The organism is Micromonospora sp. CNZ309 (assembly GCF_002846525.1).
Genome location: NZ_PJNG01000001.1, coordinates 287,254 through 312,707 on the forward strand (window position 1 = coordinate 287,254; position 25,454 = coordinate 312,707).

Below are 25,454 nucleotides of genomic sequence, written 5' to 3' on the forward strand. Positions count from 1 at the left end.
GAGGCAAAGGGGCAAGCTGGTACAACGATGTCCTTCACGCTCTTTCCCGACACCCGTCTCGCGCTCGCCCGGGACTCGCTCGCCGGCCTGTCGGTCGGCGACGCGCTCGGCTCACAGTTCTTCGTCCCCGGCCGGCGCCCCGGCGACCTGGCCGCCGGGAAGCTGCCCCCGCCGCCGTGGCAGTGGACCGACGACACCGAGATGGCCTGCTCCGTCGTCGCCGCCCTCGCCGACGCCGGCCGCATCGACTCCGACGCCCTCGCCACGGCCTTCGCCGAGCGCTGCGAGCCGTACCGGGGGTACGGGCCGGGCGCCGTGACCATCCTGCGGCTGATCCGCACCGGCACGCCGTGGCCGGTGGCGGCCGCCTCGGCCTTCGACGGCCAGGGCTCCTGCGGCAACGGCGCGGCCATGCGGGTCGGCCCGCTGGGCGCGTGGTTCGCCGACTCCACCGCGCGGGCGGCGGCGCAGGCCCGGGCGTCGGCCGAGGTGACCCACGCGCACCCCGAGGGCGTCGCCGGCGCGGTGGCGGTCGCGGTGGCCGCGTCGCTGGCCGCCCGCGCCCGCCTCGACGGCCACCGGCCCGCCCCGGAGCGGCTGCTGGCCGGCGTCACCGCCGCGCTGGACCCGGCCACCGAGGTGCACCGGGGCGTACGCCGGGCCGCCGGCCTGCTCGACCGCCCGGTCGCCGAGGCCGCCGACGTGCTCGGCAACGGCTCCCGGGTCACCGCCCAGGACACCGTCGCCTTCACCTGCTGGGTCGCCGCCGTGCACCTCGACGACTACCCGGCGGCGGTCCGCGCCTGCGTCGAGGCCGGCGGGGACGTCGACACCACCGCCGCGATCGTCGGGTCGGTGGTGGCCGCGCACACCGGGGTCGGCACCCCGGGCGGGGTGCCGACCGACTGGCTGGCCGCCCGCGAACCCCTGCCGGACTGGGCCGGCTGACCCTCGCGGCGCCGCGCGTCGGACCGGGGGGCCCGCGTGCCGCGCCACGCGTCGGACCGGGGGGCCCGCGTGCCGCGCAACGCACTGGGCCGGCTGGCCCGCGCGCCGCGCGAAGCACGGGGTCGGCCGACGTGCGCGCCGCCTCCGGCAGCGGCCGGCCGACCCCACGTGCCGCGCTCAGTGTGCGGTGACCGGCCCGCCCGGGGACCGCGCCCCGGCGTCGGCGGGGGTCGCCGGCACCTCCCGCAGCACCGACAGGTCGACCGGGTCGGCCGGCTCGCGGCGACGCCATCGGCTGACCAGCCAGCCGACCGCCGCGCCCCCGCCGAGGCCGGCGAGCAGCCCGGCGGCCAGCATCGCGTCCGCGTTCCCGCCCTCGGCCGACGTGCCGCCGGCCGTCCCCGGCACGCCGCCAGCCCCGCCGGCCGTTCCCGGCACGTCGCCAGCCCCGCCGGCCGGCGTTCCGGCCGCCGGGCCGCCGCCGTGCCCGGCCGTCCCGGCCCCCGGACCGGCGCCGTGTCCGCCGTGCCCGGTCGCCGCGCCGGGGGCCGCCGGCAGCAGGGTGAGCGCCGGCGCGCGGCGGGCCCCGCTCGGCCCGGCCCAGCGCACGACCGTGCCGTCGGCGTACGTCCGGATCACCTCGAAGGTGAGCCGGTCGGCCTGCGGCAGCGGCCCCATGGAGAGGGTGAGCCGGGCCGGACCGGGGGCCCCTCCGGGCATCCGGATCCAGGTCACCGCGCTGGCGACCTCGTCGACGCGCGCGGAGTGGATGCCGGCGAGGGGCTCGTCGAGCCTGCGGGAGGTGATCCGGGGCGCCCAGCCGGTCACCGACATCGGGTAGACCTCGGCGATCGGGGCGTCGGCCGGCAGCCGGATCTCGATGCGCTCGGCGCGGGCGCCCGGCAGCTCGTCGGGCACCACGAACTCCAGCTTCACCGAACCGCCCTGGCGCGCCTGCGTCGGGCTGGTCGTCACGTCGGCCGCGTACGCCGGGGCGGGCCAGGTCAGTACCCCGGCCGCCACCAGGGCGGCCACCGTCGCCGCCCGGCGTCGGGAGCGCGTGCCGTGCATCGTCGCCATCGTCGGTCCCATCCGTCTCCAGGGGGGGCCGGCACCGGTTCCGGCCACACCGGGTAGTTCGGATGCGGCGGCGGAAAGGTTCAACGCAGGGCTCAGGACGCCGATCGGGCCCGACGCCGTCGGCCACTCCCCGGCTGCCGACGGGGCGCCGCCCGTCCCACGGATCCCGGGGCGGTGGCGTCGGCCACCGTGGTGGCGGAGGCGACCGATAGCATCGCAGGAGCCGAACGTTCGGCGTCATCCGTGCCGTCTGCTGGAGGAGTCACCGTGTCCGCACCCCGTACCCCCGCCGTGGCCGACCCCGTCGTCGTCGCCGCCGGGACCACGGCGGCCGACGCGGTGGCCGCGGCCGGTCTGCCCGCGTCCGGCCCGAAGGCGGTCGTGGTGGTCCGCGACCCGCAGGGCCAGCTGCGCGACCTCGACTGGGCCCCGCAGGTCGACACCGAGGTCGAGCCGGTCAGCCTCGACTCGCCGGACGGGCTCGACGTGCTGCGCCACTCGACCGCGCACGTGCTCGCCCAGGCCGTGCAGGACGTCTTCCCCGATGCGAAGCTCGGCATCGGCCCGCCCATCGAGAACGGCTTCTACTACGACTTCGCCGTCGACAAGCCGTTCCAGCCGGACGACCTCGGCAAGCTCGAGAAGCGGATGCAGGAGATCGTCAAGTCCGGCCAGCGGTTCCGCCGCCGGCGCTTCGGCAGCCTCGACGAGGCGAAGGCCGAGCTGGCCGCCGAGCCGTTCAAGCTGGAGCTCATCGACGTCAAGGGCGAGGGGCTGGACACCTCCGAGGTGATGGAGGTGGGCGGCGGCGAGCTGACCATCTACGACAACCTCGCCGCAAACGAGGACAAGGTCTGCTGGTCGGACCTGTGCCGGGGCCCGCACCTGCCGAACACCCGGCTCATCGGCGCGTTCAAGCTGATGCGCTCGGCCGCCGCGTACTGGCGCGGGTCCGAGAAGAACCCGCAGCTCCAGCGGGTCTACGGCACCGCCTGGCCGACCCGCGACGAGCTGAAGGCGTACCTGAAGCTGCTCGAGGAGGCCGCGCGGCGCGACCACCGCAAGCTCGGCGCGGACCTGGACCTGTTCAGCTTCCCCGACGAGATCGGCTCGGGCCTGCCGGTCTTCCATCCCAAGGGCGGCGTGATCAAGCGGGAGATGGAGGACTACGTCCGGGCCCGCCACATCGAGGAGGGCTTCCAGTACGTCGGGACCCCGCACATCTCGAAGGAAGGGCTCTTCCACACCTCGGGTCACCTGCCGTACTACGCCGACGGGATGTTCCCGCCCATCGAGTTCGAGGGCGCGGACTACTACCTCAAGGCGATGAACTGCCCGATGCACAACCTGATCTTCCGCTCGCGCGGACGCTCCTACCGCGAGCTGCCGATGCGGCTGTTCGAGTTCGGGTCGGTGTACCGGTACGAGAAGTCCGGCGTCATCCACGGCCTGACCCGGGTGCGCGGCTTCACCCAGGACGACTCGCACTCGTACTGCACGAAGGAGCAGGCGCCGGGCGAGGTGAAGCACCTGCTGAACTTCGTGCTCGGCCTGCTGAAGGACTTCGGCATCGACGACTTCTACCTGGAGCTGTCGACGCGCGACGAGTCCAAGCCGGAGAAGTTCGTCGGCACCGAGGAGGACTGGGCGACGGCGACCGCCGTGCTGGAGGAGTGCGCCCGGGAGACCGGGCTGGACCTCGTGCCGGACCCGGGCGGCGCGGCCTTCTACGGCCCGAAGATCTCCGTGCAGGCGAAGGACGCGATCGGCCGCACCTGGCAGATGTCCACCATCCAGTACGACTTCAACCAGCCCAAGGGCTTCGGGCTGGAGTACCAGGCGGCCGACGGCACCCGGCAGCAGCCGGTCATGATCCACTGCGCGAAGTTCGGCTCGATCGAGCGCTTCGTCGGCGTGCTCACCGAGCACTACGCGGGCGCGTTCCCGGCCTGGCTGGCCCCGGTGCAGGTGGTCGGCATCCCGATCCGCGAGGACCACACCGACTACCTGCACGACTTCGTCGCCACCCTGCGAGCCGAGGGCGTCCGCGCCCAGGTCGACGCGGGTGACGACCGGATGCAGAAGAAGATCCGCACCGCCCAGCAGCAGAAGGTCCCGTTCATGGTGATCGCCGGCGACGACGACGTGGCCGCGGGCACCGTCTCGTTCCGCTACCGGGACGGCTCGCAGCGCAACGGGGTGCCGGTCGCCGACGCCGTGGCCCACGTGCTCGACGTGGTCGGCTCCCGGACGAACGCCGGGCCGTCCGCCGCCTGACCCGCCACGCACCGAAGGGCCCCCCGCGACTGCGGGGGGCCCTTCGTCGACGGGTCGTCGGGCGTCAGATTCCGCAGGTCGGCGCGGACCAGCCGCCGACCGCCCCGACGTGGGTGTGGTCGTTGTGACCCGGGTAGCCGGGGCCGAGGATGTTGCCGAAGCCGTGGTAGCGGGCCTGCTGGGCGAGCCGGCAGAACGAGGGCGACCCGACGAGGTCGACGCCGTCGCCGTAGAGGTGCCGGCTGTTGGAGGCTCCGCCGACCGCGCTGTTGCAGGAGTAGCTGCGGAAGCCGCTGCTGATGTTGATCGACACGCTGCCGAGGGCCTTGCGCATGGCCTGGAGCTTCCACATCGACACGAGGGCGTTGAACTTGGCGGTGCTGGCGGAGACCGCGCCTCCGGACCAGGTGCTGTTGCACCGGTTCAGCTCCGCGTAGCTGAAGTTGACCGGAGTGCAGTCGTTGTCCTGGAGCGCGTAGAGCTGGTTGAAGGTCTGCGGGCCGGCCGCGCCGTCCGCGCTCAGCCCGTACGCCTGCTGGAAGCGGATGACGGCGGAGCGGGTGGCCGGGCCGAACGACCCGTCGAGGGCGAGGATCCCGCCGTATCCCGGGTAGCCGGCCAGCCGGATCTGGAGCTGCCGGACGTCCTCGCCCGTCGCGCCCTGTGTCAGGACGCGTCCCCAGGTGTAGCAGCCGTCGGCCTGTGCGGCGCTGCTCGTCGCCACGACCCCGACGAGGGTGGTGACCGCGGCGAGGGTGCAGGCGGCGAACGCCCGGCCGATTCGGCGGAGTGCGGTTCTCACGGTGTCTCCCATCGACGGGGGATGATGTATGCGGATGGATTCTTCATTCACGGTCATCGTTTGGTCAAGAACTTTCACCCCCTATCCGTCCCCCTGAACGCACCCCGACCCCCAGAGGCCGTCGGGGCCGGGACGCGGGCCCGCGTGCGGCATCGGGAGCGGCACCCGCCGGGAACGTAGGATCGGTGGCGTGACTGGGGTGGAACGGCACGCGGACAGCGGCATGGCCGACGGCCTGGAGCGGCTCTGGACTCCGCACCGGATGACCTACATCTCCGGGGAGGACCGGCCCGAGGGCGGCTACGAGCGGCCCGCCGGCTGCCCGTTCTGCCGGGCGCCCGGGCTGGCGGCGCAGGAGAGCCTGGTGGTGGCCCGGGGCGAGCACGTCTTCGCGGTGCTCAACCTCTATCCATACAACCCCGGGCACCTGCTGGTCTGCCCCTACCGGCACGTCGCCGACTACACCGAGCTGGACCTGGCCGAGACCACCGAGCTGGCGGCGTTCACCCAGACCGCCATGCGGGTGGTGCGCAAGGTCAGCAACGCGCACGGCTTCAACCTGGGCATGAACCAGGGCGGCGTGGCCGGCGCGGGCATCGCCGCACACCTGCACCAGCACGTGGTGCCCCGCTGGGGCGGGGACGCCAACTTCATGCCCGTCATCGGGCGGACGAAGGTCCTGCCCCAGCTGCTCACCGACACCCGCGACCTGTTCACCCGGGCCTGGCCGACCTGACCGGCCCGCCCGGCCGCAGTGGACGGTCGGGGCGGCGGTGAACTTCCCACCCGGGGCGGGGCGCGAGGTGGCACGATCTGGCGATGGCAGTGACGACGCGGACGTTGGGCCGCAGCGGCATCGAGGTCAGCGCCCTCGGCATGGGGTGCTGGGCGATCGGCGGCCCCTGGGCCGAGGGCGCCCGGCCGCTGGGCTGGGGCGCGGTCGACGACGACGAGTCGGTCCGGGCGATCCGGCACGCACTCGACCTCGGGGTGACGCTCTTCGACACCGCCGACACCTACGGGGCCGGGCACGGGGAGCGGGTGCTCGGCCGGGCCCTCGCCGGCCGACGCGACGAGGCCGTCATCGCCACCAAGTGGGGCTACACCTTCGACGAGGCCGCCCGCCAGGCCACCGGCGAGAACGCCTCCCCGGCATACCTGCGGCAGGCCGTCGCGCACTCGCTGTGCCGGCTGGACACCGACCGGATCGACCTCTACCAGCTGCACCTCGCGGACCTGCCGGTGCCTCGTGCCGAGGCGCTCGTGGGAACCCTGGAGGACCTGGTCACCGAAGGTCTGATCCGGGCGTACGGCTGGAGCACCGACCGCCCCGACCGGGCCGCCGCGTTCGGCCAGGGCGCCCGGCACGCCACCGCCGTGCAGCACACGCTGTCGGTGCTCCGGGACGCCCCCGCACTGCTCGCCGTCTGCGACAAGTACGACCTCGCCAGCGTCAACCGGGCACCGCTGGGCATGGGGCTGCTCTCCGGCAAGTACACGGCCGGCACCACGCTGCCCCGGGACGACGTACGCGGAGCCGCCCCCGGCTGGTTGGAGTGGTTCCGGGGCGGCCGGCCGGCGCCCGAGTGGCTGCGCCGCGTGGCCGCCGTGCGCGCCGCGCTGACCGCCGACGGGCGCACCCTGGCGCAGGGCGCGCTCGGGTGGCTCTGGGCGCGCAGCGCCCGTACGGTCCCGATTCCCGGTTGCCGCACCGTGGCCCAGGTGGCGGAGAACGCCGGCGCCCTGCACCGGGGCCCGCTACCCGCCGACCAGTTCGCCGAGGTGGAGCGCCAACTGGCCGCGCTGCGCTCGGCCGCCCTCCGCGACGCCGACCGCCCCCACTGGCCGACCCCGACGCTGCCCACCGCCCGCCCCTGACGGGGGTGTCGGGTCGGTCTGCCCCACCCGGACACCACCGCGGGGCGCGACCGTGACTGGCTGCGCCGGACCGCGGCGGCCGGCGGTGTGGCCCCCGGCCCCGATACCTCCTAGGTATTTTTATGCCCCTGAGGTATCAGCGTTCTCGTGGCGGTGGTTCCTCAGCGTCACGCCGTCAGGACTGCGATCGGCCCCCACCACTTCCGAGACACGCCTAGGGGTGGGCGGTGGGGGCGGTGCGGAGCTGGTCGGCGAGGTGGGCGGGCATCGGGTCGTAGCGGACGAAGTGGCGGCGGAACGTGCCGGTGCCCGAGGTCATCGAGCGCAGCTCGGCCGCGTAGCGGAGCAGTTCCGTGGCGGGCACCTCGGCGCGGACCACGGTGCGCCCCTCCGCCTCGGCGTCGGCTTCGGTGCCGAGCACCCGGCCGCGTCGGCCGGACAGGTCGCCCATCACGGCGCCCACCGAGGAGTCGGGCACCCGGACCAGCACCTCGTCGACCGGCTCCAGCAGCGCCGGCTGGCCCTTCTCGGCGGCGTCGCGCAGGGCGAGCGCCCCGGCGGTCTGGAAGGCCGCGTCGGAGGAGTCGACGCTGTGCGCCTTGCCGTCGACGAGGGTCACCCGCAGGTCCACCACCGGGTGGCCGGCGACGAGGCCGCGCGCCATCTGGGCGCGTACGCCCTTCTCGACGGAGGGGACGTAGTTGTGCGGCACCGCCCCGCCGACGACCCGGTCGACGAACTCGAAGCCGGCGCCGGGCGGCAGCGGCTCGACCTCGATGTCGCAGACGGCGTACTGGCCGTGGCCGCCGGACTGCTTGACGTGCCGGCCGTGTCCCGTGGCCGGTACGGTCAGCGTCTCGCGCAGCGCGATCTTGACCGGCTCGGTGTCGAGCTGCACCCCGCCGGCGCGCAGGCGCTCCAGCACCACGTCGGCGTGTGCCTCGCCCATGCACCAGAGCACCAGCTGGTGGGTCTCCGGGTTGCGCTCCAGCCGCAGGGTCGGGTCGGCGGCGACGAGGCGGGCCAGGTTGCGCGCGAGGGCGTCCTCGTCGGCGCGGCTGTGGGCCACGACGGCCACCGGCAGCAGCGGCTCGGGCATCTCCCAGGGGGCGATCAGCAGTGGGTCGTCCTTGGCGGAGATGGTGTCGCCGGTCTCCGCGCTGCCCGACTTGGTGAGCGCGCAGATGTCGCCGGCCACGCAGGCGCCCACCTCGCGCAGGCTCGCGCCCAGCGGCGTGTAGACGTGGCCGACCCGCTCGTCGGCGTCGTGGTCGGGGTGGCCCCGCTCGGCCATCCCGTGCCCGGAGACGTGCACGGTCTGCTCGGGCCGTAGCGTGCCGGAGAAGACCCGCACCAGGGACACCCGGCCGACGTGCCGGTCCACGGTCGTCTTGACCACCTCGGCGACCAGCGGGCCGTCGGGGTCGCAGGTCAGCGGCGGCCGGGGGGAGCCGTCCACCCCGGCGACGGCGGGCACCTCGTGCTCCAGCGGCGAGGGGAAACCGGCGGTGAGCACCTCCAGCAGCACGTCCAGCCCCACGCCGGTCGCGGCGCAGACCGGCACCACGGGATAGAAGTGGCCGCGGGCGACCGCCTTCTCCAGGTCGTCGACGAGCACGTCGGTGCCGATCTCCTCGCCGGCGAGGTAGCGGTTCATCAGGGACTCGTCCTCGCTCTCCGCGATGATCCCCTCGATCAGCTCGTCGCGGGACTCGACGATGGCGGGCAGGTGCTCCGGGTCCGGCTCGCGCACCTGCGCCGGCAGGCCGGCGGTGTAGTCGAAGACCCGGCGGGTGATCAGGCTGAGCAGGCCGACGGTGGAGACCCCGTCGTCGCCGAGCATCGGCAGGTGGAGCGGGAGCACGTTGTCGCCGAAGACCCGCTGGCACAGCGCCACGGCCTCGTCGAAGTCGGCGCGCGGGTGGTCCAGCCGGGCCACGGCGACCGCCCGGGGCATGTCGACGGCCGCGCACTCCTCCCAGAGGGCGGCGGTGGCGGCGTCCATGCCGTCGACGGCGGAGACCACGAACAGCGCCGCGTCGGCGGCCCGCAGCCCCGCCCGCAGTTCGCCCACGAAGTCGGCGTAGCCGGGGGTGTCGAGCAGGTTGACCTTGATCCCGTCGTGCAGCAGCGGCGCGCAGGCCAGGCTGACCGAGCGCTGCTGGCGTACGGCTGCGGGGTCGTGGTCGCAGACGGTGGTGCCGGCGGCGACGTCGCCGGCCCGGGCGATGGTGCCGCTCGCGGCGAGCAGCGCCTCCACCAGCGTGGTCTTGCCCGCGCCGGAGTGCCCGACGAGCACCACGTTGCGGATCCTGGCGGGCTCGGTCACCACCGGCGCGCCGCCGGCGGCCCCCTTCTCCTGACTCTTCTGCGCCATGGGGCGCACCTCCCTCAGCCGTGGTTGGTGGCGACCGCCGCGCGCGACGGGGAAGCGGCCCGGTCGGGTTCCGCGGCGACATCCTCCGGTGCTGTGCCGGGTTGCGGGTAATCAACGGGCGGACGGGTGAGCTGACTCACGTCCCTGGCTCGATCTCACACCCGATCCGGGGCCGGCACAAGGCTCCGTTTCCGCGGGTCGCCGGACCGGCCGTACCGCTGCTGACACGCCGACCGTTATCGTGGGACCGCCATGGCGAAGATCTTCCAAGTGTCGGCCCGCGCGGGGATGACCCGCGTCGTCGAGCCGGTCGCACGCCGCCTGCTCCGAGCGGGCGTAACTCCCAACGCGGTCACCGTGGCGGGCACCCTCGGGGTGCTCGTCGGCGCGCTCGGCTTCGGTGCCCGCGGTCATCTGGTCGCCGGGGCCCTGATAGTCACGTTCTTCGCGCTCACCGACCTGCTCGACGGGACGATGGCCCGGATGAGCGGGGGCTCGACGAAGTTCGGGGCGTTCCTCGATTCGAGCATGGACCGGGTCGCCGACAGCGCCGTCTTCGGCGCGGTGGCGTACTGGCTGGCGACCCAGCACCAGTACTCGGGCGTCGCCGCCGCGCTGCTCTGCCTGGCCGCCGGCGGGCTGGTCTCCTACGTCAAGGCCCGCGCCGAGGGGCTCGGCATGACCTGCAACGTGGGCATCGCCGAGCGCACCGAGCGGCTGCTCATCGTCGGCGTCGGCGGGTTGCTCACCGGCTTCAACGTCAAGCCCGCGCTGGAGATCGCGCTGTGGCTGCTCGCCGCCGTGTCGATCTTCACCGTCGGCCAGCGGATGGCGCACGTCTACCGCCAGGCCCAGCGGGTGCACACCCCGGGCGGACAGGGGTGAGCGCGACACCCGCCGGTCGGCCGGGGTCGGGGGGCCGGCGCCGGTGAACCTCACCGAGCTCGGCTACGTGGCCGGGTGGCGCGTGATCCGCGCGCTGCCCCGGTCCGTCGGGGCGGCGGCGTTCCGGGCGGGCGCCGACCGCGCCCACCGTCGCGGCGGCGGGGGTACGGCCCGACTGCGCGCGAACCTGCGCCGGGTGGTCGGCCCCGACCTGCCGGAGGCCGAGCTCGACGAGCTGGTGCGTCGTGGGCTGCGCTCGTACGCCCGGTACTGGCTGGAGGCGTTCCGGCTGCCCGCGCTCAGCCGGGCGGAGATCCTGGCCGGTTTCCGGCTCGACGGCGAGGAGAAGCTCGCCGCCGACGTGGCGGCCGGCCGGGGCGCGGTGGTGGCGCTGCCGCACGCCGGCAACTGGGACGCCGCCGGCGCCTGGGTCGCGGCGACCGGCTGGCCGATCACCACCGTCGCCGAGCGGCTCAAGCCCGAGGGCGTCTACCAGCGGTTCCTCGCCTTCCGCCGGAGCCTGGGCATGGAGATCCTGCCCACCCACGGCGGGGAGCGCAACGCGTTCGACGTGCTGGTCGACCGGGTCCGGGCCGGCACGGTGGTGCCCCTGCTGGCCGACCGCGACCTCTCCGCGCGCGGCGTGGAGGTCGAGTTCTTCGGCCACCGCACCCGGATGCCCCCGGGCCCGGCCCTGCTCGCGCTGCGCACCGGAGCGCCGCTCTACGTCGCCTCGATGTGGTATGAAGCGGACGCGGCGTGCGCGTCGATCGAGGGACCGCTGCCGCTGCCCGGCCCCGAGGAGGGCCCGCTCGACCAGCGGGTCCGGTCGCTGACCCAGCGGATCGCCGACGGTCTGGCGGCGGGCATCGCCCGGCATCCGGAAGACTGGCACATGTTGCAGCGGATGTGGCTGGACCAGCACGGCAGGGGCGGCGATCCGACCCTGCCCTCCCCGGCCGCCGGACAGGCGTAAGGGAGGCGTTGAGGCGTGCGCATCGGCATCGTGTGCCCGTACTCCTTCGACGTGCCCGGCGGGGTGCAGAACCACGTCATGGACCTCGCCGAGGCGCTGATCGGGCTCGGGCACGAGGTGAGCGTGCTCGCCCCGGCCGACGAGGACTCCCCGCTGCCGCCGTACGTGGTGCCGGCGGGGCGGGCCGTGCCCCTGCCGTACAACGGTTCGGTGGCCCGGATCGCCTTCGGCCCGGTCTCCACCGCGCGGGTGCGGCGGTGGATCATCCGGGGCGAGTTCGACGTGCTGCACGTGCACGAGCCGCTGACCCTGAGCCTGTCGCTGCTGGCCGTGCTCTCCGCGCGCGGGCCGGTGGTGGCCACCTTCCACACCGCGATGACCCGGTCGCGGGCGCTGGCCGCCGCGCAGGGGGTGCTCCAGATCGTGCTGGAGCGGATCACGGCCCGGATCGCGGTGAGCGCCCTGGCGCGCAAGGTGCAGGTCGAGCACATGGACGGCGGGGCGGTGGAGATCCCCAACGGGGTGGCCGTGGCGAAGTTCAGTCACGCGCAGCCGCTGCCGGGCTGGCCGGGGCGGTGCCGGCCGGGCCACGACGGCGCCATCGGGTTCCTCGGCCGGTTCACCGAGGCCCGCAAGGGCTTCCCGATCCTGCGCGACGCCTTCGTGGAACTGGCCCGGCAGCGTCCCGGCCTGCGGCTGCTGGTGGCCGGCCCCGGCGACGCCGACGACCTGTTCGGGCGGTTCCCGGCCGACCTGCGTGACCGGGTGACGTTCCTCGGGCTGGTCTCCGAGGAGGACAAGGCGCGGATGTTGCGCAGCGTGCACCTCTACGTGGCGCCGAACACCGGCGGCGAGTCCTTCGGCATGATCCTCACCGAGGCGCTCGCGGCGGGCGCGACCGTCGTGGCCAGCGACCTCGACGCGTTCCGGCGCGTCCTCGACGGCGGCCGGGCCGGCCGGCTCTTCCCGACCGGGGACGCGGCGGCGCTGCGTACCGCCCTGGCCGACCTGCTCGACGACCCCGACGCCCGGGCCGCGCTGACCGCCTGCGGCGACCAGGTGGTGGCCACCTTCGACTGGCCCGTGGTCGCCCGGCGGGTGCTGGAGGTGTACGCGGCGGCGATCGAGGCCACCGACGGGCGGGTCATGGACACCGAATGGGTGGGGCTGGACTGACGATGTCGCGCTTCTGGTGGGTGCTCGCGGCTCTGGTCGTCGGGCTGGTCGTGGCGTACCTCGTCTGGACCGCCGGCCGGGTCGCCCGGCTGCACGCGCGGGCCGAGCTGGCGGCCCGCGCCCTGGAGGCCCATCTGCTGCGCCGGGCGGCGGCCGCCGCCGTCCTGGCCGAGCGCCGCTACGGCGTCGAGCTGTACGCGGCGGCGCGCATCGCCCTGGACGCCGAGCCCGACGAGCGGGAGGCGGCGGAGAACGACCTCACCCGCCAACTGCGGGCGGTGGACCTGGACCCGGGGGACCCGGACTGCGAGGCGGTGATCGGCGCGAGCCGGCGGCTGGCCCTGGCCCGCCAGGTGCACACCGACCTGGTACGCGACGCCCGATCGGCGCGTGGCCGCCCGCTGGTGCGCCTGTTGCGGATGGGGCGCCGCCGCCCCTGGCCGCGCTACTTCGACATCGACGACCCGACGCTCGCCGTCCCGGCCGACGTCCCCGCCAACTGACCCCAGCGCGTCCTCGCGCCGCGCGGGCGTCGCAACCCCGGACGTCGTGATCAGGACCCCATGGACGTCATCCGGCCGCTGAGAGGTCCATGGCGTCCTGATCACCGGATGGGGCGCGCACCTGGGACGGACTTCGCAGCGGGGAGCCGCGGGGCGGGCGGGGAGAAACCACGTGGGGGCGGTGACGGTTGCCACAGTGCAGGCCACCGTGGGTCTGATTGGCTGTCGGATCGTTGTTGGGACCGTCGTAGCATTTCCGCAGCCACCCCCCGAGCATGTTCGAGGAGCGATGACCCGTGCCCGAAACCACTGCCCAGAACGCTAGCGCCAGCCCCGTCACCGGCACCGCCCGCGTCAAGCGCGGCATGGCCGAGATGCTCAAGGGCGGCGTGATCATGGACGTGGTCAACGCCGAGCAGGCCAAGATCGCCGAGGACGCCGGTGCCGTCGCGGTGATGGCGCTCGAGCGGGTGCCCGCCGACATCCGCGCCCAGGGCGGGGTGTCCCGGATGAGCGACCCCGACATGATCGACGGCATCATCGACGCCGTCTCCATCCCGGTCATGGCCAAGGCCCGCATCGGCCACTTCGTCGAGGCCCAGATCCTCCAGTCGCTCGGCGTGGACTACGTCGACGAGTCCGAGGTGCTGACCCCGGCCGACTACGCCAACCACATCGACAAGTGGGCGTTCACCGTCCCCTTCGTCTGCGGGGCGACCAACCTCGGCGAGGCCCTGCGCCGGATCACCGAGGGCGCGGCCATGATCCGCTCCAAGGGCGAGGCCGGCACCGGTGACGTCTCCAACGCCACCACCCACATGCGCAAGATCCGCCAGGAGATCCGCCGGCTGCAGTCGCTGCCGGAGGACGAGCTGTACGTGGCGGCCAAGGAGCTGCAGGCCCCGTACGAGCTGGTCAAGGAGATCGCCGAGGCCGGCAAGCTGCCGGTGGTGCTGTTCACCGCCGGTGGGATCGCCACCCCGGCCGACGCCGCGATGATGATGCAGCTCGGCGCCGAGGGTGTCTTCGTCGGCTCCGGCATCTTCAAGTCGGGCAACCCCGCGCAGCGCGCCGCCGCGATCGTGAAGGCCACCACCTTCCACGACGACCCCGACGTCCTGGCGAAGGTCTCCCGGGGCCTCGGCGAGGCGATGGTCGGCATCAACGTCGACGACATCCCGCAGCCGCACCGGCTGGCCGAGCGCGGCTGGTGAGCAACGGCCCCGTCCGCGCGCCCCGGGCGGCGGAGGGGCCACCGCCCGCGGCGTGCCGCCGCGGAGCTACGCGCAGGTCGACGACGGAAGGAACGGTGACATGAGCGACGCACCCGTCATCGGCGTACTCGCCCTCCAGGGCGACGTGCGCGAGCACGTCGCCGCGCTCGCGGCGGCCGGCGCGGACGCCCGACCGGTGCGCCGCGCGCGGGAGCTGGACGAGGTGGACGGGCTGGTCATCCCCGGCGGCGAGTCCACCACGATCAGCAAGCTCGCCGACATCTTCGAGCTGCGCGAGCCGATCGACAAGCGCGTCGCCGACGGCATGCCGGTCTACGGCTCCTGCGCCGGCATGATCATGCTGGCCACCGAGGTCCTCGACGGCCGCCCCGACCAGCGCGGGTTCGCCGGCATCGAGATGACCGTGCGGCGCAACGCGTTCGGCCGGCAGGTCGACTCGTTCGAGGCGCCCGTGGGGATCACCGGCGTCGAGGGCGGGCCGTTCCACGCCGTGTTCATCCGGGCGCCGTGGGTCGAGCGGGTCGGCGACGGCGTGCAGGTGCTCGGCACGGTGACCGAGGGCCCGGCCGCCGGCCGGATCGTGGCGGTACGGCAGGGCAACCTGCTGGCCACCTCGTTCCACCCGGAGCTGACCGGCGACGCGCGGGTGCACGCGTACTTCGTCGAACTGGTCCGCGCCGCCCGCTGAGCGCTCCCGTGGCACGTCGGGCGGGGTCTCCTCCCTCGGGAGGGGCCCCGCCCGCGCCGTTCACCCGGCCCCCGGGCCGGGGGCCCGGCCGCCCCCGTCGTCGGTGTCCGGACGGTTCTGGGCGGGCCGCCGCCGTGCCGCGCGTGACAGCCACCCGCCGGTCGTCGGTAGGATTGCCGAGATTCGGCGGGGCCAGCTGCCCGTCACGGCTTTCCCGCAGGGCTGACCGGCACCACCGCGTGCGCCGGCGGGAGCGGGGCGTGCGCGGTCGGTCGATGCAGACGGCGGGTAGCAACGGAGGTAGCAGATGTCCGGCCACTCAAAGTGGGCGACGACCAAGCACAAGAAGGCGGTCATCGACGCCAAGCGCGGCAAGATGTTCGCCAAGCTGATCAAGAACGTCGAGGTCGCCGCGCGCACCGGCGGCGGTGACCCGGCCGGCAACCCGACGCTCTACGACGCCATCCAGAAGGCGAAGAAGAACTCGGTCCCCAACGACAACATCGACCGCGCCGTCAAGCGCGGCTCGGGCCTGGAGGCCGGCGGCGCCGACTGGCAGACCATCATGTACGAGGGCTACGGCCCGAACGGCGTGGCGATGCTCATCGAGTGCCTCACCGACAACCGCAACCGCGCGGCCACCGAGGTACGCACCGCGCTGACCCGCAACGGCGGCTCGCTCGCCGACGCGGGCTCCGTGTCGTACATGTTCTCCCGCAAGGGGGTCGTGCTCGTCCCCAAGGCCGGCACGACCGAGGACGACGTGATGATGGCGGTCCTCGACGCCGGCGCCGAGGAGGTCAACGACCTGGGCGAGGCGTTCGAGGTGGTCTCCGAGCCGACCGACCTGATCGCGGTCCGCACCGCGCTCCAGGACGCCGGCATCGAGTACGAGTCGGCCGAGTCGTCGCTGATCCCGAGCGTCAACGTCCCCCTCGACGAGGAGGGCGCCCGCAAGATCTTCAAGCTGATCGACGTCCTGGAGGACTGCGACGACGTGCAGAACGTCTACGCGAACTTCGACGTCAGCGACGAGGTGATGGAGGCCGTCGGCTGACCCCGACGCCACCGGCGGCGGTGGCCGCTCCGGCGCCGGGCGACGTCGTCGTCCGGCGCGGGATCCTGCGCGGTGAGGTGTGGTTCGGCCGCCACGCCCTCAGGGACGCGACGGCGCCCGGCACGCCGGGGCGTGCCGGGCGCGACGTCGCTCAGCCCGGCGTCTCGCGCGAGCGCCACGCCGCCCGCACCGAGGTGCGGCCGTTGGTGCGCAGCAGCGAGCCCTCGTAGACCCGGGCGCCGGCGGCCACGAACGCGGCGGCGGCGACCAGCAGCAGCGCCAGGGACACCAGCGGCTCCCAGCCGGCCGCGTCGCCGGTGAACAGCCGCAGCGGCATGGCCGTCGGCGCGGAGAACGGCAGGTAGGACAGCACCCGCATGGCCGTCGCGTTGTCGTTCAGGAAGACCACCGCGAAGAACGGCAGCATGACCGCCAGCTGCACCGGCGTCGACACGCCGGCGATGTCCTCCTGGCGGTTGACCAGCGCCCCGGCCGCCGCCCACATCGCGGCGACCAGCACGAAGCCGAGCAGGAAGAACGGCAGGAACCAGCCGATCGCCGGGGCCAGCAGCGAGAGCAGCCCGCCGCTGTCGCCGAACTGCACCCCGATCACGGCCACCAGGGCGACCAGGGCGATCTGCCCGAGCGCCAGGACGGTTCCGGCGATCATCTTGCCGGCCAGCAGCGCCCGTACCGGCACCGCGGCCACCAGGATCTCCACGATCCGGGTCTGCTTCTCCTCCACGATGCTCTGCGCGATCTGCACGCCGAAGGTCTGCGAGGTGATGAAGAAGATGAACGCGAAGGCGAACGGCACCAGGAAGGCCACCACCGGGTCCACCGCGTCGGGGTCCAGCAGCCGGACCGCGGGCTGGGTGCTCAGCGCCGCCACCACGTCGTCGGGGGCCTCGTCCATGGCCAGCACCGCCGGCCCGGAGACCACGGCGGCGTCGGCGTCGCCGGCCCGTACGGCCTGCTCGGCGGCGCGGTCGTCGGGGACGGTACGCACCTCGAGCCCCGCCTCGCGCAGCGGGCCGGCCGCCGCCTCGGTCACCGCCACGCTCGACGGGCCGCCGGAGAGCAGGGGCGGCAGGATGGTCGCGGCGGCGGCGATCAGCAGGAAGAACAGGGTGCTGAACAGGAAGGTGCGGTCGCGCAGCTTGACCCGGATCTCCCGGCCGGCGACCAGCCGGGTGGCCTGCGTGGTGTTCACTGTGCGACCTCTCGGAAGATCTCGGTGAGGGACGGGCTGACCGGGCGGAACGCGCGCACCGGGCCCCGGGCCAGCGCCGCGTGCAGCACCGGCTGCTCGTCCGCGCCGGGCGCGAGGTCGAACACGGCGCGCGCGCCGTCGAGGTCGACGAGGGTCACCCCGGGCTCGTCGCGCAGCCAGCCGGCGTCGGTCTGCACCACCAGCTCGTAGCGGGGCGAGGTGTACGTCGCGCGCAGCTGCTCCCGGCTGCCGGCGGCCCGGATCACGCCGTCGGCGATGATCACCAGGTCGTCGCAGAGCCGCTCGACGACGTCGAGCTGGTGGCTGGAGAAGAGCACCGGCACCCCGGTGGCCGCCCGTTCGCGCAGGACGGCGACGACCGTGTCCACGGCCAGCGGGTCGAGGCCGGAGAACGGCTCGTCGAGCACCAGCACCTCGGGGTCGTGCACCAGGGCGGCGGCGATCTGCGCGCGCTGCTGGTTGCCCAGCGACAGCGTCTCCAGCAGATCGGCGCCGCGCTCGGCGAGGCCGACCCGCTCCAGCAGCGCGTCGGTGCTGCGGCCCGCCGCGGCGGCGGTCATGCCGTGCAGCCGGCCCAGGTAGGCGATCTGGTCCCGGACGCTCATCTTCGGGTAGAGGCCGCGCTCCTCCGGCATGTAGCCGAAGCGGCGGCGGGCCTCGCGGGTCAGCGGCGCACCCCGCCAGGTCACCTCACCGGCGTCCGCTGCGAGCACCCCGAGGATGATCCGCATGGTGGTGGTCTTGCCGGCGCCGTTGCCGCCCACGAAGCCGGTCATCCGGCCGGCGGCCACGTCGAAGGACACGTTCTGGAGCACCCGCCGGTCGCTGAAGCTGCGGTCGACGCCGTCGAGGCGGAGCACATTGGTCACGGCGTCCACGCTAGGTCGTCGGGCGCGGCGCGCCGTCCGTCCCGAGATCGAGCGTGCCGTCCCCCTCGTGGCGGAGACCGGTCAGCCGCCGGGGCGCACCACCCCGTGCTCGTACGCGAAGACCACCGCCTGCACCCGGTCGCGCAGACCCAGCTTGGCGAGCACCCGGCTGACGTGCGTCTTCACCGTCGCCTCGCCCAGGTGCAGCGCGGCGGCGATCTCGCCGTTGCTGGCGCCGCCGGCGACCAGGACCAGGACCTCCCGCTCGCGGGGGGTCAGGTCGCGCAGCGCCGCTTCGGGAGCGGTACGCGGGCCGCCCGACGTGACGGATCCGCCGGGTCGGGCGAAGGTGGCGATCACCCGCCGGGTGAGTTCCGGGGCGAGCAGGCCGTCGCCCCGGGCCAGCACCCGGATCGCCTCGATCAGGTCCTCCGGGGTGCCGTTCTTGAGCAGGAAGCCGCTGGCCCCGGCGCGCAGCGCGGCGAACAGGTAGTCGTCCCGGTCGAAGGTGGTGAGGATCAGCACGGCCGGTCCGCCCGGCCCGTCGTCCTCGGCGGTGATCCGCCGGGTGGCCTCCAGCCCGTCGACCCCGGGCATCTCCACGTCCATCAGCACCACGTCCGGGCGCAGCGCCCGCGCCATGCCGGCGGCCCGCTCCCCGTCGGCGGCCTCCCCGACGACCTCGATGTCGTCCTCCACCTCGAGGATGACCCGGAAGCCGGTACGCACGAGGTGCTGGTCGTCGGCGAGCAGCACCCGGATCGGCCGGTCGGTCCCGGGCGCCTCGTGGTCGGCGCTCACGCGGGCCGCCCCACCGGCAGCGGCAGCGGGAACCTGGCCCGCACCCGCCAGCCGCCGCCCGCGCGCGGGCCGGTCTCCAGCGCGCCGCCGTGGGTGGCGACCCGCTCGCGCATCCCGACCAGGCCGAGCCCGTCGGCGTTCGCCGGGCCGGTGGCCCGTCCGTCATCGGTCACGTCGACCTCCACCTCCTGGGCCAGGTAGCGGATCCGCACGTCGAGCGCGGTCGCCCCGGCGGCGTGCTTGAGCGCGTTCGTCACGGCCTCCTGGACCACCCGGTACGCGGCCTGCGAGACCGACTCCGGCAGTGGCCCCGGATCCCCGTACACCCCGAGGGTGGCCCGCAGCCCGGCCTCGCGGGCGCGCTCGACCAGTGCCTCGACCTGGTCGATGCCGGCCGGTCCCGGCTGGTTCTCGCGCTCCGGGCCGCCGTCGCGGGCGCGGAGCAGGCCGAGCATCCGGCGCAGCTCGTCGACGGCCGTGCGGGCCGTCTCCTCGATGGCGCTCAGCGCGGCGCGGGCCTTCACCGGGTCCTTGTCGAACACGCGGCGGGCGGCGGACGCCTGCACGCCCATCACGGACACGTGGTGGGCGACCACGTCGTGCAGTTCGCGGGCGATGCGCACCCGCTCGCCCACCACGGCGTGCTCGCGGACCTCGGCCTGCGAGCGGCGCAGTTCCTCGGCCCGCGCCTGCACCTCGTGCTGGCGCCGGGCGGCCAGCCACGCGGTCTCCCCGAAGAAGTACGCGAACCCGAAGTAGAGGCCGTTGACCAGCACCCCGTTCACCATCGCCGCGAGCAGCGGGGGCACGGGCCCGACCGCGCGGGCGAACGCGTCGGCGGGGATGGTGGTGTAGGTGGTCGCGTAGTAGATCCCGAGCCACAGGAACATGGTGGCGATGACGCCGATCCGCAGTCGCCGGGACAGCCGCCGGTCCCGGCCCCACGCGCCCAACGTGTAGAGGGCGGCGAACAGCGCCCACGAGGCGATCTGCGTCTCCGGGGCGGAGCGGGCCTGCGCGGCGATGAACGCGACCGAGACCACCAGCGTGACGGCGGCGGGGAACCGGCGTCGCCAGATCAGCGGCAGGGTCACCGCGACGGTCCAGAAGATCTGCTCCGGCCCCGAGGGCGGCGGCCCGAGCAGGAACGCCCCGGCGCTGCGGGCAAGGGTCAGGCTGAACAGCGCCAGGACGGTGGCGGCCAGCCCGGTGTAGACGTCCAGCCGGCGCTGCTCGGGGGTGGGCCCCGGCCGCTGCCAGTCCTCGTCGGCTTCGCTGTTCATCCAGGTCAGGATCTCATCCCGCCGGTCGCCGCCGGCCCGGCACCCGACCGGGACGGCTCGCCCCACCGGGCGGCGGCGTCCGCACCGGCGCGCCGCGTCCCGGCGGGTAGGTCGTACGCCCGGTGCCCACGGGCACCAGAGGCCGGCACACGCCACGGCCCGGCAGCCGTGGGGCCTGCCGGGCCGTGGTGATGGTGCGGACGGGATCAGGTGCGGTTGCGCCACGTCTTGACGGCGCTGTCGAGGATGTCCCAGAGCGTCACGAGCACGGTGCCGGCGATCACGGCCGTCGCCACCAGGTTCAGGTTGTCGCCCTCACCGAGCCACTCGAAGCGGGCCACGAAGTCGGGGTTGAGCAGCCGGTCGGTCGACATCAGCCAGACCACCGGCGCCGCGAACGCCAGGCCGAGCAGCGCGTTGACCGCGACCAGCGGCCAGGTCCAGCGCCCCGCGCGGTACTTGGCGAACTCCAGGCCGATCGTGGCCACCAGCACCGCGATCAGGAACGGCAGCCAGAAGCTCCACAGCGCCGGATCGAGGACGGGCAGGTTCTCGCCGTCGTCGGTGGGCACGAACGAACGGAAGTGCTGTAGCGGCAGGTAGGCGATGATCAGCGCCAGGAAGGTGACCGAGGCGGCGATGTCGCTCAGGGTGATCTGCCGTTCGGTCGTGTCCTCCGGGAGCTGGTCGACGCTCCACTCGGGCAGGTGCAGGGGCGTCTTGGTGCGTTCCAGCACCGCGAAGACCGCGGTCACCCAGAAGGCGAGCTGGACGGCCACCTGGAAGGCGGCGGAGATGCCCCCGCCGATAGCGTCGCCCACGTCGCCGCCGTCGGCGGTCTGCAGCAGCCCGACCAGGACACCGGCCAGGGCCGGGATGAAGCTGAGCAGCAGCTTCATCAGTCGCGACCAGGCCAGGTAGTAGGCCGGGCCGATGAGCTGCAACCGGCGGTCGGCGTAGCGGGCGGCGAGCTTGTCCGGGTCGCCCAGCTCCGTGAGCACCTCCCGCTCGGCGGTGGCGGCGTCCTGCCCGCCGGCCGCACGGCCCTCGACCATGTCGTCGATCGAGGCGCGCAGCTCGGTGGCGATCTCCGCGCGGCGCGCGACCGGCACCGAGCGCAGGGTCGCGGCGAGGTATCGGTCGGTCAGGGTGGTCATCGGTCGGCTCCTTCGATCAGCCCGGTCAGGGAGGTCTGCACTGTGGCGAGGTCGGTCAGGAGTCGGCCCAACACCGACTCGCCCTCCTCGCTGGTCCGGTAGAACTTGCGCGGCCGGCTCTCCTCGGTGTTCCACTCGCTGGTCAGCAGCCCCTGTTCCTCCAGGCGCCGCAGCAGCGGGTAGAGCGTGTTGGCGTCGACGGGGAAGCCGTGGTCGGAGAGGCGTTGCAGCAACGCGTAACCGTAGTCGGGGCGGCGCAGCGCGACGAGGCTCGCCACGACCACGGTTCCCCGACGCAACTCCTGGAGGTGCGTTCGCAGGATCTCATCGCTCACCATGCGTCACACGATACTGTGTGGCATACACTATCGTCCACCGGCACAACATCGTGTGCTCCACCATCAGTGTGTTCGGGCGAAACGGGCGGCGGCGGACCCCTACGGGATCCGCCGCCGTGGTGTCGGCCGCTCAGCAGGGCCGGCCCTCCCGGAAACCGCGCTCGACGACGTGGGCCGGCCCGACCTGGAGGTAGCCGACCCCGGGCCGGATCGGGTGCCCGGTGAACAGTTCCACCCGGGAACCGACCCGCACCAGGTACGCCGACGCGTCGCCCGCGTCGTTGCGGATCATCGAGCCGCGGGGGCCGTAGATCTCCTCCAGGGCGGCGAAGGACATGCCCACCCCCGCCCCGGCGGGCGTACGCGGCGGCGCGGTGGCGGTGCCCACCTCGACCAGCCGCCCGTCGTGGAAGGTCAGCAGGATCTTGCCCGCCCAGGCCCCGGTCACGCCGGTGTGGACCGTGCCGCCGCAGCCCGGCGCGACCCAGTCGACGAGGCCGGCCGCCGACAGGCGGGCCAGGTCGGCCCCGATCCGGAACGGCCCGGCGCCCCGGACACTGATGATCCGGACCTCGTCGCGCTCGGCGGCGGCGTCACTGCCGGGACGGTCCGTGAGGTGCCCGGCGACGACCGGCGGCAGGGGCGCGGCGGCGGCCGGGGCCGCCAGGGTGATCGGCACGAGCCCGGCCGTGGCCAGCAGGGCGGTGACGACGGTGTACGAGAGACGGTGCACGGGGATCTCCTCCTCGACGGTGCGGGTGTCCTTGTCCTCTTGGTCTCCCCGCCGACCCGGTCGGTTCGTCGGGTTCCCGACCGACACGCCCCCGGACGCGCGCCGGCCGCGCCGCCGGGGGCTGCCGCCGCACCGACGCGCCGTCTACTGTCGAGGCGGAACGGCGGCCGGCGGTGCCGGTGTCGGGGGTGGTGCGGTGACCAGTCCGGAGCGGATCGGGCCCTACCGGATCGAGCGGCTGCTGGGCGCGGGGTCGTTCGCGACGGTCTGGCTGGCCCACGACCCGGTGCTCGACTCCCTGGTGGCGATCAAGGTGCTGGCCGAGAACTGGCACCACGACCTGCGGGTGCGGGAGCGGTTCCTCGACGAGGCCCGCCTGCTGCGCCGGCTCGACGACGAGCGGCTGATCCGCGTCCACGCCGCCGGCGAGCTGCCCGACGGCCGGCCGTACTCGGTGATGGCCTGGGCCGACGGCGGCAGCCTGCACGAGCGGCTGGCGACCGGCCCGATGCCCCCGCCCGTCGCCCTGGACCTGCTCGCCGAGATCGCCGCCGGGGTGGCCGTCCTGCACCGCCACGGCGTGGTGCACCGCGACCTGACGCCCGGCAACGTCCTGTTCCGCTCCGGGCCGGACGGCGAGCGGGTGCTCATCGCCGACCTCGGGCTGGCCAAGGCCCTCGCCGCCGCCTCCGGCCTCACCGCCCGGGCCGGCACCCCCGGCTACATGGCACCCGAGCAGGACGACCCGTTCGCCGTCGTGGACACCCGCGCCGACGTGTACGGCCTGGGCCGCCTCGGCCTGCGACTCCTCGCCCCGGCCGCCGGCACCACCGTCGCCCGGGACGCCACCCCGACCGTCGGCCCGGCGGACGGCCCTGACGGGCGCGCCGGCGGGGCGGCGACCGGGCCGCGTCGGCGCGTCGGTGACGGCGGCGACGGGGAGCGGGGGAGGGGCGTCCCGCCGGAGGTGGTCGACGTGCTGCGCCGGGCCACCGCGCTCCGACCCGCCGACCGGTACCCGGACGCCGCCGCCTTCCGCCTCGCCCTGCGGCACGCCGTCACCGCGCCCGACCGTTCCGTCCTCGTGGCGTCGGCAGCCGGGTCGGGCGAACCGTCGCCCGGCCGGGCCGTCGCCGGCGCGTCACCGGGGAACCCGCGAGCCGCCCCCGCGCCGGTCGGCTCCCCGCCCCGGCGGGTGCGCGCGCGGGGACGGCCGGTCGCCCGCAGCCGCCTCGGCGTACTGGCGCTGGGCGTGCTGGCGCTCGTCGCAGCCGGGGCCACGGGCGGGGACGACACGACCGGTGGGCGTGACGCCGAGAGTGCGACCAGCGGACCGTTGACCGTCGCGCTGCCGCCCGGCTGGCGGGCGGCCGGCACCGGCTGGGCCGGCCGGTACGGTGCCGACGGCCGGCTCGAACCGGCGCTGGTGATGTCGCCCGACCCGCACCGGTGGGCGGCCGACCCGAGCGTGCCGGGCGCCTTCGTCGGGCTGTCGGCCGACAGCGCGGCACGCAGCACCCCGGCCGGATTCGTCGCCGAGCGTCCGCACGCGGCGTGCGCCGCCTGGCCGGTACGGCGTACCCGCCAGGCGGGCGTGGAGTGGGTGGTGGCCCGGTTCACCTGCGACGAGGGTCGACCCGAGATCGTGGAGGCCGCCGGGCTCGCCCCCGGCCGCGCCGGCCTGATCTACGTGCAGGTCACGCCCCCGGCCAACGGTCGGGCCGACTTCGTCGACACCCTGCTGGCCGGGGTGCGGGTGCGGTGAGCCCGCCCGTCACCGCACCACCACGGTGACCGTGTGCGTCGTGCCGCCCTGCGGGATCAGCACGGCCACGGTGCCGGGGCGCACGAACCGGATGTCGACCACCCCGGCCTCGTAGCTGTGGGAGACCAGGTCCTCCCGGTCCACGCCCACCTCGCCCGGGCCGATGCCGATGAGCCGCAGCACCCCGCCGGTGGCGAAGCAGAGCGAGGTGAGCAGCGCCAGCTCGGTCTCGGCCAGCACCACGTCGTGGCGTACCGCCCCGAAGCAGGTGCCGGGCGGTCCGCTCGGCGACGCCGTCGCGCTCGGCGTACGCCCGACGGCGGTCGTGGGGCGCGCGGCCGGCGGGGGCCGGCGGGCCGGGGGGACGACGGCCGACGTGCCCGGGGCGCCCGGTCGCGGCGGCGACGCCGACGACGCGGTGGCCGACGGCGGGCCGGGGGAGTGGGCGGCCGGCGCTGTCGGCGCGGCCGGCGCCTGCACGGGCAGGGGCGAGACGGGCGCGTCCCCACCGCCGCACCCCGCCGCCGCTACGGCCACGACCACGGCGACGACCGCGACTCCGCCGCGCCGCCGCGCGGTCACCGCCGCCCCCGCTCGGCGGCGGGCCCGCCGGAGAGCCGGTGACGCAGCTGCCGACGGGCCTCGTGGATGCGTGACTTGACGGTGCCCTCGGGCACGCCGAGCAGGCCGGCGATCTCCCGGTAGCCCAGCCCGAGGACGTCGCGCAGGGCCACCGCCTCGGCCAGGTCGCCACGGAGCGCGTCGAGCGCGTCGAGCAGGTCCAGCCGGGTGCCGGCGACCACGCTCGTGCGGCGCGGGTCCACCGGCTCCGGCAGCGGCACGCCGCCCGCCTCCACCAGCCAGCGCCGGCGCAGCACCCGGTACGTGGAGCGGGACCGGTTGGCCGCCAGCCGGTACAGCCAGGTGTGCAACGACGAGCGGCCCTCGAACCGGCCGATGCCCCGGGCCAGCGCGAGCAGCGTGTCCTGGCACGCCTCCTCGGCGTCCTCCCGGTGCGGCAGCAGGCGGGCGCAGAGGCGCAGCACCTCGGGGCGCACCGCGACCAGCAGGGCGTCGAGCGCGGCGGGGTCGCCGCGCGACGCCGAGGCGGCCAGCTCCTCGACACCGTCCGGGAGGGGCATCAGGTCGTCCAATGCTCGCCGGATACCGTCCGCCCAGGCTACGGCCGGCGCCACCGCACCCGGCGTCACGAGTCCGGGAACCGACTGTCGGAGGCCGCCGGGCAGCCCGGTCGGCCGCCGGCGGCCCGCCCCCGGGGCGGTCGGAGAGACCCGCGCCACCCCGGCCGGCGGCGGTCAGCGCGGCGTCTGGAACCGCGTTCGGCGGCGGCGATAGGGTAGGCCGTCCGAGCTCGACCAACCCATGATCCGA

General features: G+C 74.8%; 24 protein-coding genes. 12 read left to right on the forward strand and 12 right to left on the reverse strand.

All coding sequences use genetic code 11. The annotated features are described in order from the left end of the window. The first annotated feature begins 27 nt into the window (after nt 1–27). Nucleotides 28–948 (forward strand): ADP-ribosylglycohydrolase family protein, encoded by a 921-nt coding sequence (locus CLT72_RS01320; RefSeq protein ID WP_101409166.1) that lies wholly within the window; start codon nt 28–30, stop codon nt 946–948. Nucleotides 949–1,125: 177 nt separating this feature from the next. On the opposite strand, the gene CLT72_RS01325 is transcribed toward CLT72_RS01320, so the two are convergent. Then, nucleotides 1,126–2,028, reverse strand: a complete 903-nt coding sequence (locus tag CLT72_RS01325; RefSeq protein ID WP_158241942.1) for a DUF1775 domain-containing protein — start codon at nt 2,026–2,028, stop codon at nt 1,126–1,128. Nucleotides 2,029–2,295: 267 nt separating this feature from the next. On the opposite strand from CLT72_RS01325, the gene thrS reads away from it, so the two are divergent. After that, entirely contained in the window at nt 2,296–4,305 is a 2,010-nt protein-coding gene (gene thrS, locus CLT72_RS01330; RefSeq protein WP_089001047.1) for a threonine--tRNA ligase, read from the forward strand. Nucleotides 4,306–4,369: 64 nt separating this feature from the next. Here thrS and CLT72_RS01335 read toward each other — a convergent pair whose 3' ends face one another. Beyond that, entirely contained in the window at nt 4,370–5,119 is a 750-nt protein-coding gene (locus CLT72_RS01335) for a D-Ala-D-Ala carboxypeptidase family metallohydrolase (protein ID WP_101409168.1), read from the reverse strand. A 211-nt stretch (nt 5,120–5,330) separates the two neighbouring features. Here CLT72_RS01335 and CLT72_RS01340 point away from each other — a divergent pair, with 211 nt between their 5' ends. Both CLT72_RS01340 and CLT72_RS01345 read left to right on the forward strand, forming a co-directional pair. Next, nucleotides 5,331–5,843: an HIT family protein gene (locus tag CLT72_RS01340; protein WP_172896686.1), complete on the forward strand. Its 513-nt coding sequence runs from the start codon at nt 5,331–5,333 to the stop codon at nt 5,841–5,843. An 83-nt stretch (nt 5,844–5,926) separates the two neighbouring features. Continuing rightward, nucleotides 5,927–6,985: an aldo/keto reductase gene (locus CLT72_RS01345; RefSeq protein WP_101409169.1), complete on the forward strand. Its 1,059-nt coding sequence runs from the start codon at nt 5,927–5,929 to the stop codon at nt 6,983–6,985. A gap of 214 nt (nt 6,986–7,199) precedes the next feature. On the opposite strand, the gene CLT72_RS01350 is transcribed toward CLT72_RS01345, so the two are convergent. Then, the gene (locus CLT72_RS01350; RefSeq protein ID WP_101409170.1) at nt 7,200–9,362 is read right to left on the reverse strand and encodes an elongation factor G-like protein EF-G2; all 2,163 of its coding nucleotides are present in this window, start codon (nt 9,360–9,362) and stop codon (nt 7,200–7,202) included. Nucleotides 9,363–9,614: 252 nt separating this feature from the next. Between CLT72_RS01350 and pgsA the strand changes: the two genes are divergently transcribed. The 7 genes from pgsA to CLT72_RS01385 all read left to right on the forward strand — a co-directional run bounded on the left by pgsA (nt 9,615) and on the right by CLT72_RS01385 (nt 15,882). After that, nucleotides 9,615–10,247, forward strand: a complete 633-nt coding sequence (pgsA, locus tag CLT72_RS01355) for a phosphatidylinositol phosphate synthase (protein ID WP_101409171.1) — start codon at nt 9,615–9,617, stop codon at nt 10,245–10,247. A 43-nt stretch (nt 10,248–10,290) separates the two neighbouring features. Continuing rightward, on the forward strand, nt 10,291–11,223 hold the full coding sequence (locus CLT72_RS01360) for a phosphatidylinositol mannoside acyltransferase (RefSeq protein ID WP_101409172.1): 933 nt from the start codon (nt 10,291–10,293) through the stop codon (nt 11,221–11,223). Nucleotides 11,224–11,238: 15 nt separating this feature from the next. Next, nucleotides 11,239–12,399 (forward strand): glycosyltransferase family 4 protein, encoded by a 1,161-nt coding sequence (locus CLT72_RS01365; protein WP_101409173.1) that lies wholly within the window; start codon nt 11,239–11,241, stop codon nt 12,397–12,399. Between the two features lie 2 nt (nt 12,400–12,401). After that, entirely contained in the window at nt 12,402–12,902 is a 501-nt protein-coding gene (locus CLT72_RS01370) for a hypothetical protein (protein WP_089001040.1), read from the forward strand. A 296-nt stretch (nt 12,903–13,198) separates the two neighbouring features. Beyond that, the gene (gene pdxS, locus CLT72_RS01375; protein WP_101409174.1) at nt 13,199–14,116 is read left to right on the forward strand and encodes a pyridoxal 5'-phosphate synthase lyase subunit PdxS; all 918 of its coding nucleotides are present in this window, start codon (nt 13,199–13,201) and stop codon (nt 14,114–14,116) included. A gap of 100 nt (nt 14,117–14,216) precedes the next feature. After that, entirely contained in the window at nt 14,217–14,825 is a 609-nt protein-coding gene (gene pdxT, locus CLT72_RS01380) for a pyridoxal 5'-phosphate synthase glutaminase subunit PdxT (RefSeq protein WP_089001038.1), read from the forward strand. Between the two features lie 307 nt (nt 14,826–15,132). Beyond that, complete coding sequence (locus CLT72_RS01385; protein WP_101409175.1) at nt 15,133–15,882, forward strand: YebC/PmpR family DNA-binding transcriptional regulator; 750 nt, start codon at nt 15,133–15,135, stop codon at nt 15,880–15,882. Nucleotides 15,883–16,033: 151 nt separating this feature from the next. On the opposite strand, the gene CLT72_RS01390 is transcribed toward CLT72_RS01385, so the two are convergent. The 7 genes from CLT72_RS01390 to CLT72_RS01420 all read right to left on the reverse strand — a co-directional run bounded on the left by CLT72_RS01390 (nt 16,034) and on the right by CLT72_RS01420 (nt 22,297). Continuing rightward, entirely contained in the window at nt 16,034–17,095 is a 1,062-nt protein-coding gene (locus CLT72_RS01390) for an ABC transporter permease (protein WP_101409176.1), read from the reverse strand. Beyond that, entirely contained in the window at nt 17,092–17,985 is an 894-nt protein-coding gene (locus CLT72_RS01395; protein WP_101414867.1) for an ATP-binding cassette domain-containing protein, read from the reverse strand. The genes CLT72_RS01390 and CLT72_RS01395 overlap by 4 nt, the downstream gene beginning before the upstream one ends. An 81-nt stretch (nt 17,986–18,066) precedes the next feature. Then, complete coding sequence (locus CLT72_RS01400; protein ID WP_101409177.1) at nt 18,067–18,786, reverse strand: response regulator; 720 nt, start codon at nt 18,784–18,786, stop codon at nt 18,067–18,069. Continuing rightward, entirely contained in the window at nt 18,783–20,069 is a 1,287-nt protein-coding gene (locus CLT72_RS01405; protein ID WP_101414868.1) for a sensor histidine kinase, read from the reverse strand. The genes CLT72_RS01400 and CLT72_RS01405 overlap by 4 nt, the downstream gene beginning before the upstream one ends. 206 nt (nt 20,070–20,275) lie before the next feature. After that, nucleotides 20,276–21,226: an HAAS signaling domain-containing protein gene (locus CLT72_RS01410; protein ID WP_101409178.1), complete on the reverse strand. Its 951-nt coding sequence runs from the start codon at nt 21,224–21,226 to the stop codon at nt 20,276–20,278. Continuing rightward, nucleotides 21,223–21,564, reverse strand: coding sequence for a PadR family transcriptional regulator (locus tag CLT72_RS01415; protein ID WP_089001033.1), 342 nt, complete (start codon nt 21,562–21,564; stop codon nt 21,223–21,225). Before CLT72_RS01415 ends, CLT72_RS01410 begins: the two co-directional genes overlap by 4 nt. A gap of 130 nt (nt 21,565–21,694) precedes the next feature. Further along, nucleotides 21,695–22,297, reverse strand: coding sequence for a hypothetical protein (locus tag CLT72_RS01420; protein ID WP_101409179.1), 603 nt, complete (start codon nt 22,295–22,297; stop codon nt 21,695–21,697). Between the two features lie 196 nt (nt 22,298–22,493). Between CLT72_RS01420 and CLT72_RS01425 the strand changes: the two genes are divergently transcribed. Beyond that, a complete protein-coding gene (locus CLT72_RS01425) occupies nt 22,494–24,062 on the forward strand; it encodes a protein kinase domain-containing protein (protein ID WP_101409180.1) in 1,569 nt (522 codons plus the stop codon). Nucleotides 24,063–24,071: 9 nt separating this feature from the next. Here the strand turns inward: CLT72_RS01425 and CLT72_RS01430 are convergent, their stop codons facing one another. Beyond that, nucleotides 24,072–24,644 carry a hypothetical protein gene (locus tag CLT72_RS01430; protein ID WP_101409181.1) on the reverse strand — a complete coding sequence of 191 codons (573 nt, stop codon included), beginning with the start codon at nt 24,642–24,644 and terminating at the stop codon, nt 24,072–24,074. Continuing rightward, the gene (locus CLT72_RS01435; protein WP_101414869.1) at nt 24,641–25,204 is read right to left on the reverse strand and encodes an RNA polymerase sigma factor; all 564 of its coding nucleotides are present in this window, start codon (nt 25,202–25,204) and stop codon (nt 24,641–24,643) included. Before CLT72_RS01435 ends, CLT72_RS01430 begins: the two co-directional genes overlap by 4 nt. Nucleotides 25,205–25,454: the final 250 nt, after the last annotated feature.

What these genes read in the sequence shown, in the direction of transcription:
- CLT72_RS01320 (WP_101409166.1), top strand. Translation starts at nt 28, where the DNA reads ATGTCCTTCACGCTCTTTCCCGACACCCGTCTCGCGCTCGCCCGGGAC.
- CLT72_RS01325 (WP_158241942.1), bottom strand. Translation starts at nt 2,028, where the DNA reads ATGGCGACGATGCACGGCACGCGCTCCCGACGCCGGGCGGCGACGGTG.
- CLT72_RS01335 (WP_101409168.1), bottom strand. Translation starts at nt 5,119, where the DNA reads ATGGGAGACACCGTGAGAACCGCACTCCGCCGAATCGGCCGGGCGTTC.
- CLT72_RS01340 (WP_172896686.1), top strand. Translation starts at nt 5,331, where the DNA reads ATGGCCGACGGCCTGGAGCGGCTCTGGACTCCGCACCGGATGACCTAC.
- CLT72_RS01345 (WP_101409169.1), top strand. Translation starts at nt 5,927, where the DNA reads ATGGCAGTGACGACGCGGACGTTGGGCCGCAGCGGCATCGAGGTCAGC.
- CLT72_RS01350 (WP_101409170.1), bottom strand. Translation starts at nt 9,362, where the DNA reads ATGGCGCAGAAGAGTCAGGAGAAGGGGGCCGCCGGCGGCGCGCCGGTG.
- pgsA (WP_101409171.1), top strand. Translation starts at nt 9,615, where the DNA reads ATGGCGAAGATCTTCCAAGTGTCGGCCCGCGCGGGGATGACCCGCGTC.
- CLT72_RS01370 (WP_089001040.1), top strand. Translation starts at nt 12,402, where the DNA reads ATGTCGCGCTTCTGGTGGGTGCTCGCGGCTCTGGTCGTCGGGCTGGTC.
- pdxT (WP_089001038.1), top strand. Translation starts at nt 14,217, where the DNA reads ATGAGCGACGCACCCGTCATCGGCGTACTCGCCCTCCAGGGCGACGTG.
- CLT72_RS01385 (WP_101409175.1), top strand. Translation starts at nt 15,133, where the DNA reads ATGTCCGGCCACTCAAAGTGGGCGACGACCAAGCACAAGAAGGCGGTC.
- CLT72_RS01405 (WP_101414868.1), bottom strand. Translation starts at nt 20,069, where the DNA reads ATGAACAGCGAAGCCGACGAGGACTGGCAGCGGCCGGGGCCCACCCCC.
- CLT72_RS01410 (WP_101409178.1), bottom strand. Translation starts at nt 21,226, where the DNA reads ATGACCACCCTGACCGACCGATACCTCGCCGCGACCCTGCGCTCGGTG.
- CLT72_RS01415 (WP_089001033.1), bottom strand. Translation starts at nt 21,564, where the DNA reads ATGGTGAGCGATGAGATCCTGCGAACGCACCTCCAGGAGTTGCGTCGG.
- CLT72_RS01435 (WP_101414869.1), bottom strand. Translation starts at nt 25,204, where the DNA reads ATGCCCCTCCCGGACGGTGTCGAGGAGCTGGCCGCCTCGGCGTCGCGC.